This is a genomic window from Streptomyces sp. NPDC020362 (assembly GCF_040642095.1).
Classification (GTDB): domain Bacteria; phylum Actinomycetota; class Actinomycetes; order Streptomycetales; family Streptomycetaceae; genus Streptomyces.
Map to the genome: position 1 here is coordinate 138,662 of NZ_JBFAET010000005.1, position 12,264 is coordinate 150,925.

13 protein-coding genes are annotated in these 12,264 nt (G+C 71.2%); 6 read left to right on the forward strand and 7 right to left on the reverse strand.

All coding sequences use genetic code 11. From position 1 onward, the window contains the following. Window positions 1–239 precede the first annotated feature (239 nt). Both AB0H32_RS04275 and AB0H32_RS04280 read right to left on the reverse strand, forming a co-directional pair. The gene (locus AB0H32_RS04275) at window positions 240–866 is read right to left on the reverse strand and encodes an alpha/beta family hydrolase (RefSeq protein ID WP_361113927.1); all 627 of its coding nucleotides are present in this window, start codon (window positions 864–866) and stop codon (window positions 240–242) included. Window position 867: 1 nt separating this feature from the next. Continuing rightward, entirely contained in the window at window positions 868–1,683 is an 816-nt protein-coding gene (locus AB0H32_RS04280; protein ID WP_361113930.1) for an SOS response-associated peptidase, read from the reverse strand. Window positions 1,684–1,788: 105 nt separating this feature from the next. Here AB0H32_RS04280 and AB0H32_RS04285 point away from each other — a divergent pair, with 105 nt between their 5' ends. The 4 genes from AB0H32_RS04285 to AB0H32_RS04300 all read left to right on the forward strand — a co-directional run bounded on the left by AB0H32_RS04285 (window position 1,789) and on the right by AB0H32_RS04300 (window position 5,447). Beyond that, entirely contained in the window at window positions 1,789–2,511 is a 723-nt protein-coding gene (locus AB0H32_RS04285; RefSeq protein ID WP_361113932.1) for a M50 family metallopeptidase, read from the forward strand. A 78-nt stretch (window positions 2,512–2,589) separates the two neighbouring features. After that, the gene (aroA, locus tag AB0H32_RS04290; protein WP_361113935.1) at window positions 2,590–3,906 is read left to right on the forward strand and encodes a 3-phosphoshikimate 1-carboxyvinyltransferase; all 1,317 of its coding nucleotides are present in this window, start codon (window positions 2,590–2,592) and stop codon (window positions 3,904–3,906) included. A gap of 16 nt (window positions 3,907–3,922) precedes the next feature. Then, the gene (gene rsgA, locus AB0H32_RS04295) at window positions 3,923–4,933 is read left to right on the forward strand and encodes a ribosome small subunit-dependent GTPase A (protein ID WP_361113938.1); all 1,011 of its coding nucleotides are present in this window, start codon (window positions 3,923–3,925) and stop codon (window positions 4,931–4,933) included. Between the two features lie 190 nt (window positions 4,934–5,123). Next, window positions 5,124–5,447 carry a multidrug efflux SMR transporter gene (locus AB0H32_RS04300; protein ID WP_361113941.1) on the forward strand — a complete coding sequence of 108 codons (324 nt, stop codon included), beginning with the start codon at window positions 5,124–5,126 and terminating at the stop codon, window positions 5,445–5,447. Between the two features lie 160 nt (window positions 5,448–5,607). On the opposite strand, the gene AB0H32_RS04305 is transcribed toward AB0H32_RS04300, so the two are convergent. Continuing rightward, a complete protein-coding gene (locus AB0H32_RS04305; protein ID WP_361113944.1) occupies window positions 5,608–6,234 on the reverse strand; it encodes a TetR/AcrR family transcriptional regulator in 627 nt (208 codons plus the stop codon). Between the two features lie 289 nt (window positions 6,235–6,523). Here AB0H32_RS04305 and hisN point away from each other — a divergent pair, with 289 nt between their 5' ends. Further along, window positions 6,524–7,324, forward strand: coding sequence for a histidinol-phosphatase (hisN, locus tag AB0H32_RS04310; protein WP_361113947.1), 801 nt, complete (start codon window positions 6,524–6,526; stop codon window positions 7,322–7,324). A gap of 37 nt (window positions 7,325–7,361) precedes the next feature. Here hisN and AB0H32_RS04315 read toward each other — a convergent pair whose 3' ends face one another. The 4 genes from AB0H32_RS04315 to AB0H32_RS04330 all read right to left on the reverse strand — a co-directional run bounded on the left by AB0H32_RS04315 (window position 7,362) and on the right by AB0H32_RS04330 (window position 11,166). Further along, window positions 7,362–8,564 carry a tyrosine-type recombinase/integrase gene (locus AB0H32_RS04315; protein WP_361113950.1) on the reverse strand — a complete coding sequence of 401 codons (1,203 nt, stop codon included), beginning with the start codon at window positions 8,562–8,564 and terminating at the stop codon, window positions 7,362–7,364. A 568-nt stretch (window positions 8,565–9,132) separates the two neighbouring features. Continuing rightward, window positions 9,133–9,579, reverse strand: coding sequence for a hypothetical protein (locus tag AB0H32_RS04320; RefSeq protein WP_361113953.1), 447 nt, complete (start codon window positions 9,577–9,579; stop codon window positions 9,133–9,135). A 320-nt stretch (window positions 9,580–9,899) separates the two neighbouring features. Continuing rightward, the gene (locus tag AB0H32_RS04325) at window positions 9,900–10,457 is read right to left on the reverse strand and encodes a SigE family RNA polymerase sigma factor (RefSeq protein WP_361113956.1); all 558 of its coding nucleotides are present in this window, start codon (window positions 10,455–10,457) and stop codon (window positions 9,900–9,902) included. Between the two features lie 31 nt (window positions 10,458–10,488). After that, a complete protein-coding gene (locus tag AB0H32_RS04330; protein ID WP_361113959.1) occupies window positions 10,489–11,166 on the reverse strand; it encodes a hypothetical protein in 678 nt (225 codons plus the stop codon). Window positions 11,167–11,815: 649 nt separating this feature from the next. Here AB0H32_RS04330 and AB0H32_RS04335 point away from each other — a divergent pair. Then, window positions 11,816–12,211 (forward strand): CBS domain-containing protein, encoded by a 396-nt coding sequence (locus AB0H32_RS04335; protein ID WP_361113962.1) that lies wholly within the window; start codon window positions 11,816–11,818, stop codon window positions 12,209–12,211. Window positions 12,212–12,264 lie beyond the last annotated feature (53 nt).

Consider the following 12,264-nt stretch of genomic DNA (forward strand, 5'->3'; position numbering starts at 1 on the left):
GCAGGACCAAAACCAGTCCCACTCGTTTCGGAGGATAGAACACGACCCGTGCCTGCCGCCGCCCGAATAGGAGCGGCCTTGGCCGCGCTCAGCACCGTCCAGTCCAGGTCAGTGCGGCTGCTGCGGCTCGGGCAAATGGTCGAACCCATGCGGCGGACTTCCTCTCCACGACGTCGGTGCCGGTGCTTCAGCACTCCTGTCCGCCACAACAGCACTCCACCGCGCAACATTCCCGGGCCTCACCCGAGTGACGCGGCCCACTGCACGACACCCTCGGTGATGATCTCCAGCGCCCGCTCCTGGGTGATCTCCGCGCGTTTCGGGACGGCGAACCCGTGATCGCCGTACGGCACCTCGACCAGCTCGAAGTCCCCCTCGGGGAACTCGTCCGGCCTCCCGAACGGGTCGTTGCCGCCCTGGACGACGAGCGTGGGCACCCCGGAGCCGAGCAGCTCGTCCGCGCGGGACTTCTCCGGCTTGCCCGGCGGGTGCAGCGGGAAGCTCAGCGCGAGCACGGCGTGCGCGCCCAGCTCGACGGCGGTACGGCAGGCGACCCGGGCACCCGCGCTCCGGCCGCCGGCGATCACCGGCAGCCCCGGCCCGGCCAGCGCGGGCCAGATGCCGCGCCAGCCGGTGTCCAGGGTCTTCGGTGCGGGCGCGACCTTCCTGCCCGCGACGCGCCAGGGCTGCTCGACGAGGCCCACGGTCACGCCGTGTCCCGGCAGGACCCGGGCGAGCGCCTGCAGATCCCGCGCCTCGATGCCACCGCCGGCCCCATGGCTGACGGCCAGCACCAGCCGTGCCTTCTTCGCCCGGTGCCAGGTGAGGCGTGCGGTCCCGGACTCGGTCTCGACAATCTCGATCACGCTAGAAGAGTGTGCCCGCTTCCGGGGCCTCCAGCTCCTTCAGCAGCTCCGGGCCGTTGTTGCGGACGTTGCTGACGGCGGTGGAGACCGGGTAGGCGCGCATCAGGCCGGGCCCGGGCGGGGCCAGCAGGCCGCGCAGGTCGTCCGGGTCGGTGCGGCCGGGGTCCAGCCAGGCGTCCCAGCGGTCCGGGGTGAGCATGAGCGGCATGCGGGGGTGGATGTCGGCGAGGGCGTGCGGGCCCTCGGCCGGGGCGACGGCCAGCGGGGCCCGCTCGGCCTCGGTGGTGATCACCGAGCAGGTGACCCACCAGGCCTGCGGGTGGTCGTCGGGCAGGGTCCGGTCCCGCCAGAACTCGTACAGCCCGGCCATGGCGAACACCGAGCCGTCGGCGGGCAGCACGAAGTAGGGCTGCTTGCGCGGCCGCTTCTTCTTTCCCTCGACCTCCAGCTCCCGCTCCTCGGTACCGGTGACCCACTCGAAGTAGCCGTCGGCGGGCAGGATGCAGCGCCGGGCGGCGAAGGCGCGCCGGTAGGCGGGCTTCTCGTGCACGGTCTCCGCGCGCGCGTTGATCATCCGGGCGCCGCCCTCGGGCGTCTTGGCCCAGGAAGGCACCAGTCCCCACCTGAGCCTGCGCAGCTGGCGAACCGGACGGGGATCGGCCGCGTCTTTCACGGGACGGTCCAGCACGGCGTAGACCTCTTTGGTCGGAGCCACGTTGTAGTCCGGCTCCAAGGTTTCTTCGGGCTCCCATTTCTCGATCTCGAAGATTCCTGCGAGATCCTCGGGCCTACGACTGGATGCATACCGTCCGCACATACGTGCCACACTGCCAGGCCCACCCGTCACCCGACCACCACCTCTCGACGACGGCGCCCCGCGCCGACCCGTACTGATCTCGATCGCAGGGAGCCACGCGGACACATGGACAGCCTCGCCGCCATCGCGCTGCCCGACCTCTGGGACCGGCTCACCGGCACCCAGCCCGACCCCGACGTGTGGGTGGTGCTCGCCACCGCCGCTGCCGCGCTCGCCGTGGTCGTCCCGCACTCCCTGTGGCGCCTGTCGCGCAACGCCGTCACCATCGCCCACGAGGGCGGCCACGGCCTGGTGGCCCTGCTCACCGGCCGGCAGCTGACGGGCATACGCCTGCACTCCGACACCAGCGGGCTCACGGTCAGCCGCGGCAAGCCCTACGGCCTGGGCATGATCCTCACGGCGGCCGCCGGGTACACGGCGCCCTCGCTGCTGGGACTCGGCGGAGCCGCCCTGCTGGCCGCGGGCCGCATCACGCTGCTGCTGTGGGTGGCGACCGCGCTGCTGGTGGCGATGCTGGTGATGATCCGCAACGCGTACGGGGTCCTGACCGTGGTCCTGGCCGGCGGCGCCTTCGTGCTGGTGTCCTGGCTGGCGGGCCCGCAGGTGCAGGCCGCCTTCGCGTACGCGGTGGTGTGGTTCCTGCTGGTCGGCGGGGTGCGGCCGCCCTTCGAGCTCCAGGCCAAGCGGGTCCGGGGCCGGGCGGGCGACTCGGACGCCGACCAGCTGTCCCGTCTGACGCACCTCCCGGCGGGCCTGTGGCTGTTCCTGTTCCACACGGTGACGCTGTGCTCGGTGATCGGCGGGGGCAGCTGGCTGCTGCAGGGCTGAGGAGGCCTTCCCCGGGGCGGTGGGCCTGGAGGTGGATCGCGACGGCCGTCTGCCCGGCCTCCTTATAAAGTGGGCTCCATGGCCCCGAACACCGCCCAGCCCGCCCTCTGGCCCGCCCCGCACGCGAGCGGAGCCGTCGACGCGACGGTCCACGTGCCCGGGTCCAAGTCGGTCACCAATCGCGCCCTCGTCCTCGCCTCGCTCGCCTCCGAGCCCGGCTGGCTGCGCCGCCCGCTGCGCTCCCGCGACACCCTGCTGATGGCCGGTGCCCTGCGGGCCATGGGCGTGGAGATCGAGGAAGGGGTGGGCCCGGACGGATCCGGCGAGGCCTGGCGGGTGCTGCCCACAGGCCTGCGCGGTCCGGCCACGGTCGACGTCGGCAACGCCGGCACCGTGATGCGCTTCCTGCCGCCGGTGGCCGCGCTGGCCGACGGCCCCATCCGGTTCGACGGGGACCCGCGGTCGTACGAGCGTCCCCTCAACGGCGTGATCGACGCGCTGCGCGCGCTCGGTGCCCGGATCGACGACGACGGCCGGGGCGCGCTGCCGCTGACCGTGCACGGCGGCGGGGCGCTGGACGGCGGCCCGGTGTCGATCGACGCCTCGTCCTCGTCCCAGTTCGTGTCGGCGCTGCTGCTGTCCGGCCCGCGCTTCAACCAGGGCGTCGAGGTCCGCCACATCGGCGCCTCGCTGCCCTCCCTGCCGCACATCCGGATGACCGTGGACATGCTGCGCGCGGTCGGCGCCCAGGTGGACACCCCGGAGTCGGGCGGCGAGCCGAACGTGTGGCGGGTGACGCCGGGCGCGCTGCTCGGCCGGGACCTGACGATCGAGCCGGACCTGTCGAACGCCCAGCCGTTCCTCGCGGCGGCCCTGGTCACCGGCGGCAAGGTGCTGGTCCCGGACTGGCCGGCCCGCACCACTCAGCCGGGGGACCGGCTGCGGGAGATCTTCACCGAGATGGGCGGTTCCTGCGAACTGACCGAGTACGGGCTGGAGTTCACCGGCTCGGGCGCCATCCACGGTATCGACGTCGACCTCGGCGACGTGGGCGAGCTGACCCCGGGCATCGCGGCGGTGGCCGCCCTCGCGGACTCCCCCTCCACCCTGCGCGGCGTGGCCCATCTGCGGCTGCACGAGACGGACCGGCTGGCCGCGCTCACCAAGGAGATCAACGAACTCGGCGGCGACGTCACCGAGACGGCCGACGGCCTGCACATCCGCCCGCGCGCGCTGCACGGCGGGATCTTCCACACCTACGAGGACCACCGTATGGCGACGGCCGGTGCGATCATCGGCCTGGCGGTCGAGGGCGTGCGGATCGAGAACGTGGAGACGACGGCGAAGACCCTGCCCGACTTCCCCGACCTGTGGACCGGGATGCTGGGGAACTGACGGGCGGACTGGGACCATGCGCCGCTACGGCAAGCACACCGACGAGGACGACATCCGCACCCGCCCCAACCGCAAGGGCAACCGGCCGCGAACGAACATCCGGCCCAAGCACGAGGACGCGGCCGAGGGCATGGTCCTCACCGTCGACCGGGGCCGGCTGACCTGCCTGGTCGAGGACCGTACGATCATGGCGATGAAGGCTCGCGAACTGGGCCGCAAGGCAGCGGTGGTGGGCGACCGGGTGGCCCTGGTCGGTGATCTGTCCGGCATGAAGGACACACTCGCGCGGATCGTGCGCATCGAGGCGCGCACCTCGGTGCTGCGCCGCACGGCCGATGACGACGACCCCTACGAGCGGGTGGTCGTCGCCAACGCCGACCAGCTGGCGATCGTCACGGCGCTCGCCGACCCCGAGCCCCGCCCGCGCCTGATCGACCGCTGTCTGGTCGCGGCCTACGACGGCGGTCTGGAGCCGCTGCTGGTGATGACCAAGTCGGACCTGGCCCCGCCGGACAAGCTGCTGGAGCTGTACGGCCACCTCGACATCCCGTACGTCGTCACCAGCCGCGAGGAGCTGGAGAACGGCGACGCGGCGGACCGGGTGCGCACGTACCTGGACGGCAGGATCACCGCGTTCGTGGGTCACTCGGGCGTCGGCAAGACGACCCTGGTCAACGCGCTGGTACCAAAGGACCGCCGCCGGACGACCGGACACGTCAACGCGGTCACGGGCCGCGGCCGGCACACCACCACCTCCGCCCTCGCCCTCCCGCTGACCGGTACTGACGACTGGGTCATCGACACCCCGGGCGTGCGCTCCTTCGGCCTCGCGCACATCGACCCGTCCCGCGTGATCCACGCCTTCCCGGATCTGGAGCCGGGCACGGAGGGCTGTCCGCGCGCGTGCAGCCACGACGAGCCGGACTGCGCGCTGGACACCTGGGTCGAGGAGGGACATGCGGACCCCGCGCGGCTCTACTCGCTGCGCCGGCTGCTTGCCACGCGGGAGCGCACGGAGGGCGACTGAGCACCGCGTCGTCTGCCCGGGGCAGAGGGCCATTGACCATACCGTCGTCTGCCGGTGCAGAGGACTGCTGAGCACCGCGTCGTCTGCCGGTGCAGAGGACTGCTGAGCACCGCGTTGTTTGCCGGGGCGCCGGTCCGGCAAGTGCATAATCGCACCCAGCCGGTGATCCGGACCTACGGGAGGACAGCACATGGCGTGGCTGCTGGTCATCGTGGCCGGGTTTCTCGAGACGGGTTTCGCCGTGTGCCTGAAGCTCTCGCACGGGTTCACCCGCCTGTGGCCGACGATCGCCTTCGCCGCCTTCGCGCTGGGCAGCTTCGGACTGCTGACCCTCTCGCTGAAGAAGCTGGACGTCGGCCCCGCGTATGCCGTGTGGACCGGGATCGGCGCGGCGGGCACGGCGATCTACGGCATGATCTTCCTCGGCGACCTGGTGTCGACCCTGAAAATCGTCTCGATCTCCCTGGTCATCGTCGGCGTCATCGGCCTCCAGCTGTCGGGCTCGGCGCACTAGCCCGCCCGCGACCCTTCGGATCAGCTGCCGGCCGGGCACAGGGGGACCGGCTGCCGGTCGGGCACCGGATCGACTTCGGGCTGGGCACCGGATCAGCTGCCGGTTGGGCACGGCACCGCCTGCCGACCGAGCACAGGACCGACCACCGCCAGGCCCTGGATCAACTGCCGGCAGGGCACCGCATCAGCTGCTTGGGAAGCACGCCGCGCACCAAATCGGCGATACCGCCGTCCCCGGGCGGCGCGGCCACGCAGGACAGCGCGAGCCGGACGACGTACTCGCAGGACCGCGCGAGTTCCGAGCCGTCGGCCCTCGCCGGGTCACATCCGCCGAGCACCGTCACCGCCCGGTCCCGAACGATCCGTACGAAGTCGCCGGGCGAGGGCAGCGGTCCGTCCGCCCGGCGCTGCGCGGGCACGGCCGAGGAGGACGGCACGGCGGCGAGCGGCGGCGCGGGCAGGCGCTCGCTCCAGCAGCCGGTGAGCATGGCCCGCACCAGCGCGTTGTCCCGGGCGGCCGACGCCATCCACTCGGCGGCGGCGGTGAGCCGGTCGCGCGGATCGGTGCGCGCGGCGAGCGCCCGCTCCACCCCTGCGAGATACCCGTCGGCCTCCCGCCGCACCAGCGCCCTGGCCAGTCCGTCCTTGCTCCCGAACTCGTTGTACAGCGTCTGCCGGGACACCCCGGCCGCGGCGGCCACGTCGACCATCCGCACGGCGGACCACGGCCGGCGAGCAAGGGCCGTGTAGGCGGCGTCCAGTAGGGACTCCCGGGCTGCAGGCATCATCGCCTCCCTGGGGCGAGCGGCTCTGCGCCCAGATTTGACGCGCGTGCATGCACTGTCAAGGGTTCCCGGGCGTGCGAGGGGGCGTGCTTCGGCCACGGTGCGCCACAGCCAGCCGTGAACCGCTTCGCGCCCCGGGTACAGCGGAGTTGGGGGCCATCGCGCAGTTTCCCGCGCCCCTTGCCGAGCCCAGCGCCCGCCACCGAGGCCCCCGGCCCCGGCCCGACACGCGCGCCTTTCCACGAGGGCCCCCTGTAGCCCCGTACCAACCACGGCAGATACCGTTCCTCACATGCCGGACTACCTCGATGACCTCCGTCTCGCCCATGTCCTCGCCGACGCCGCCGACGCCGCCACCATGGCCCGCTTCAAGGCCCTCGACCTGAAGGTGGAGACGAAGCCTGACATGACCCCGGTGAGCGAAGCGGACAAGGCGGCGGAGGAACTCATCCGTGGCCAGCTCCAGCGCGCCCGCCCCCGGGACGCCATCCTCGGCGAGGAGTACGGCATCGAGGGCACGGGCCCCCGCCGTTGGGTGATCGACCCGATCGACGGCACCAAGAACTACGTGCGGGGCGTCCCCGTCTGGGCGACGCTCATCTCGCTGATGGAGGCGGGCGAGGGCGGCTTCCAGCCCGTCGTCGGCGTCGTCTCCGCCCCCGCCCTCGGCCGCCGCTGGTGGGCCGCGCAGGGCCACGGCGCCTTCACGGGCCGCAGCCTGTCCTCCGCGTCCCGTATCCACGCCTCCCGCGTCGGCAAGCTGGCGGACGCCTCCTTCGCGTACTCCTCGCTCAGCGGCTGGGAGGAGCAGGACCGCCTGAAGGGTTTCCTCGACCTGACCCGTGAGGTGTGGCGCACGCGCGCGTACGGCGACTTCTGGCCCTACATGATGGTCGCCGAGGGCTCGGTCGACATCTGTGCGGAGCCGGAGCTGTCGCTCTGGGACATGGCCGCCACCGCGATCATCGTCACCGAGGCCGGCGGCACCTTCACCGGCCTCGACGGCCGCCCGGGCCCGCACAGCGGCAACGCGGCCGCGTCCAACGGCCTGCTGCACGACGAGTTGCTGGGGTATCTCAACCAGCGCTACTGAGGGCACGTAGGCCCTGATCTGCTAGTTTCTCCTTTCCTCAGACCCCCGGGGCCGTCGTGGGGCCGTCATCGGAGGCTGGGCCGGTCTCGAAGGCCCGGTTCACCGCCTCGCGCGTCCGCTTCTCGCTGCCGGGCATCAGGTGCGTGTACGTCCGCAGCGTGAAGCCGGGGTCGTGGTGTCCGAGGTACTCCGACAGGGCCTTGATGCTCTCGCCGGCGTCCAGCAGCACCGACGCGTAGAAGTGCCGCAGTGCGTGCATGCCGTTTTCACGGCCGCGGGGAACCCCTGCCTTGTCGAGGGCGGGCCGCCAGGCAACGCGGTTGAAGACAACGCGGTTCACCGCATGCTGCTCGACGTTGGAAAAGAGCAGGGAGACGGTTGTCGGAGGACCGTCGACCGACCGCCACGGCAGCGTCACCGACGTCGGCGAGTGCTGCCGGGTATGGCCCTCCAGCGACCGCGCGACGTTTTCGGGCAATGGGACAGTGCGCGTCTTACCGCCCTTGGGCAGAGCGAACACTTGCTTTCCAGCGATGAGCTTGACCTGGCGGACGACGTGGACAACCCCTTCGGCGAAGTCCACCTCTTCGAAAGCCAGACCGAGCACTTCGCCTTGGCGCATGCCGCACCCGCCAGCCATGTCCACCATCGCCTGGTATCGCTCCGGCAGCGCCGCGCGCACAGCCAGCATCCGCTCAGGCCGCCACGGCACGATCCGGCGGGGCTCAGGCTTGGGCGCTTTCACGGACGACGACCGGCACGGGTTGTGTGGGATCAAGCGGTCATCGACGGCTGCCGCGAGCATCGCGTTGAGGTTCGCGAAGATGACCCGCTGATAGGCAGGGGCCACACCCCCGTCCTGAAGCCTTCGCAGCCACTCACGAATGTGGACCGGCTTCAGCGAATCGAGCGCGCGGCTACCCAGGTGCGGCAGAACGTGAAGGCGGATGCGCTGCTCAGTGCTCACATAGGTACCCAGGTCCATCGTGAGTGAGGCCAACCACCGTTCGCCATGCTGCCGGACCGTGAGGCGGCCGGCGCGGGGGTCGATGTACTGCCCGCGCGTCATGTCCGCGTCGATCCCGGACAACCACTTCTCTGCGACGCGCTTCTGTCCGTCGGGGTAGCTCGTGGACTTCTCGGTACCGTCCGGACCGACGTAGCGAACCACCGCGTCATGGAAATCGAGCACGCTGAGGGTGGCGCGGCCCGCCTTATCGACGAGCGTCCGTTGGGCCACCAGTTCCAACGGCAGCGGCCGGAGCGGCCCCGGATCGAACTCCTAAAGCGGGTGTGGCCACGGTTGCTGCGGCACCCGTTCTCCCCCAGGCGTCCCCCGCGAGGGGCCGACACGGGAAGAACTACAGGTCATGGACGGTGCAGGTAGCCCGCTGTAAATCTGCCGGCTCAGCCTTCCCAGGTTCGAATCCTGGCGCCGCCACACGGAACAAGGGCCCCGTGATCTGCGAATACATCAGGTCACGGGGCCTTTGTCGTGCTCGCGAGTGATCAACCGACTGTCTTGCGCCGTCTCGTGTTCGAGCGCCCTGTTTCGATGTGTGTGGACGGAGCATGGACGGGATGTCCGGCGTGCCGCGGGCGGGCTGAGGTCTTGGCGTTCGCCCCTGGCGCCGGTCCGGCTTCAGTGTGGTCAACGCCGCTGGGCGGGCTTCCGGCCTGGCCTCGCCGTAGCCGGTGTCCTGCACCGGTCCTCCGCGGGGTCTGGAACACGCGGCCGTACTCGCGCCTCCACGTGCGGCAGCGTCGCCCGCTGGAATGCAGGATTCCAGACCTACTGGCAGCGGTGGTCAGTGCCAGTTGGTGTCGTGGGTGAGCCGGTTGTGGTGGGTGTCGTACTGGTCGACCGAGGTGATGGTGCGTCCGTCAGGGATGGGGGCGGCCCAGGCGCGGTAGGTGGTGCCGGGGACGGTGACGGTGGTGGCTTTGACCTGGGTGCCGTCGGAGAGGGAGATCACGCCGTAGGCGACGTCGGGTTCGGGGTTGGAGACCATGAGCCGGGTGCCGTTGAGACCTTTGTCGTGCAGCCCCCACAGTCCCATTTCGCCCGAGGCGTGGGGGTCGTGCGTGCCGGTGACGGGTTGGCAGTCGGCCCAGGGGCCACCTTGGTGGTCGATGCGGACGCCGCCGATGTACATGCGCTGGCACAGCAGTGATGTGCCCGGTGCCGTGGTTCCGTCGGGGAGTGTGGGCAGGGTGTAGCCCTTGGGCAGCGTCCGATGGAACTCCAGCGCCACCGACCAACGGTGCCCGTCTGTCGTCCCCTCTGCCACCCGGACACTGACAGGGACGGGAGCCAGGGTGACGGGGGAGCTCGCGGGGGGCGAGGGCCGGCGGGAGGGGGCGACGGCGTCAGGCGGTGGCTTCAGGAACGAAACCGTCAGGCCGAAGCCGAGGACACAGGCGGCACTCGCCACGACAGCCGCGGCACGGCGGCGTTTCCTTCGGGCGCGCGCGGCGGTCAGGATCTGGTCGACGGGGGCCTGGGACGAGGGGTAGGCCTCGCGTGACCGGGCGAAGGCGGCGCGTGCCCAGTCTTCTTGGCCGTGGTCTGGAGTCATCGTGCCTCTGCAGGGCGGCTGGGCGGGTAGTTGCGGGCGAGGGTCGACCGGCTGCGCAGTTTGGTCAGGGCCCGGGACGCCTGGCTCTTCACGGTGCCGACCGAGCAGCCGAGGACGTCCGCCACCTCCTCCACGGACAGATCCTCGCAGTAGCGCAGCACCACGACCGCCCGCTGTCGCTCGGGCAGGTCGGCGAGCTCGCGAGCGAGGGCGTCGTAGACGTCCACGTCACCGACACCGGCCCCGTCGTCGTGGACGGGGCCGGTGTCGGGCAGCGACGGGAGAAGGAGGTGGGTGATCCTGCGGCGACGGTGCCGGCTGCGGTTGTTGTTGACCAGTGCGCGGCGAACGTAGTGTTCGGCGCGCTCCGGCTCCAGTCGCCGCCAATGCGGGTACACCTTCGCCAGCGTCGTCTGCACCAGGTCTTCCGCTTCGTGGAAGTCGCCGGTGAGCAGGTACGCGGTGTGGGTCAGGGCCCGCCAACGGGCGGTGACGAACCGGGTGAACTCCGAGTCCGGTCCGCTGTCCGCGGCCCTGCGGTCACTTGGCTGCACAGCAGGAGGTGCCCGTCCTTCGTCTGGCCGATCAGTGCCAGTTGGTGTCGTGGGTGAGCCGGTTGTGGTGGGTGTCGTACTGGTCGACCGAGGTGATGGTGCGTCCGTCGGGGATGGGGGCGGCCCAGGCGCGGTAGGTGGTGCCGGGGACGGTGACGGTGGTGGCTTTGACCTGGGTGCCGTCGGAGAGGGAGATCACGCCGTAGGCGACGTCGGGTTCGGGGTTGGAGACCATGAGCCGGGTGCCGTTGAGACCTTTGTCGTGCAGCCCCCACAGTCCCATTTCGCCTGAGGCGTGGGGGTCGTGCGTGCCGGTGACGGGTTGGCAGTCGGCCCACGGGCCACCTTGGTGGTCGATGCGGACGCCGCCGATGTACATGCGCTGGCACAGCAGTGATGTGCCCGGTGCCGTGGTTCCGTCGGGGAGTGTGGGCAGGGTGTAGCCCTTGGGCAGCTTCCGATGGAACTCCAGCGCCACCGACCAACGGTGCCCGTCCACTCGGCCCCTGCCGATCACCTGCGTGACCACCTTCGGCCCCTGCCGGTGAGCCGGAGCAGGCCGCTTGGCAACGACGGAGGCGGGTGCGGACGCCGGGTGGGCGGCCGGGCCCGACGCCGCCTCGCTCACGGAGGCACCGAACGAGACCCCTCCGAGCGCGGCGACCGTGACGGCCGCCATGGCTGTCTTCTTGGCAAAACTGAGAGCCACGGAGCATTTCTCCTTCAAAGCTGCCGCCCGACGCCACGCCGGGCGGTCCTCGACGGCCGGCGCGCTGGGCCCGCGTGCCGACCTGCAGCGATCACCAGGAGCGGTGGCCGCGGCTTGGACGTCCGCCCGTAGGTACTCCCAAACACTCACGGCGGGTTGCACGCCGCGCGACATCGCTTCGCAGCATCCCCGCTCGCTTGGGCCCGGGACCTACCGGGCTGCCAGGCAGGGCCAGGGAAACCAGGCTTGCTGTCGCTTGCCGGGCAGTGGGGCATCCATGGGCGTCCGGCTGCCGGGCCGCCGTAAGGCCAGGCCATGAGCTCTCTGCCGCGTGGTCTGTAAATCTGCCGCCCCGCCCGACCGGGGCCGTCTCCGGGCCGTCCGAGGGCGGCCCAGGACGACCAACGACGACAACCATCGACGGCAACCGCCCAGCTCACCAGTGGGGCACCGATCAACACCGCACCCCACTGGTGCGCCGGTTCAATACCAGCGCTACTGAGCATCACGAGAAAGCTGCGCACGCCCTCAACTGGCCTCGCGCGCCCTCTTGTTGACCTCCGCTTTACCTGGCACTCTAGGGCCACCCCCACTTGTGAACTTGTGAATCTCTGCACGTTCCGGAGATTCGTAGGAGGTGGCTCCAGCCATGCTCGTCCGCGACGCCATGAGCACAGTGGTCCTCACCGTCGGCCCCGCCCACTCCCTTCGTCAGGCAGCAGCCCTCATGTCCGCCCGCCGCATCGGCGCCGCCGTGGTCCTCGACCCCGACGCCGGCGGCATCGGCATCCTCACCGAGCGCGACATCCTCAACTCCGTCGGCCTGGGCCAGAACCCGGACACGGAGCGCACCCACGCCCACACCACCACCGACGTCGTCTTCGCCGCCCCGACCTGGACCCTGGAGGAGGCGGCCCGGGCCATGGCGCACGGCGGCTTCCGGCATCTGGTCGTCCTCGACCGCGGCGAGGTGGCCGGCATCGTCTCGGTGCGCGACATCATCCGCTGCTGGGCCCCGGCCCGGGAACCGGCTCCGGCGCTCTGAGCACGCGGAACGGGCCGGACCCCGAGCACCGTGGGGTCCGGCCCGCCCTGGGG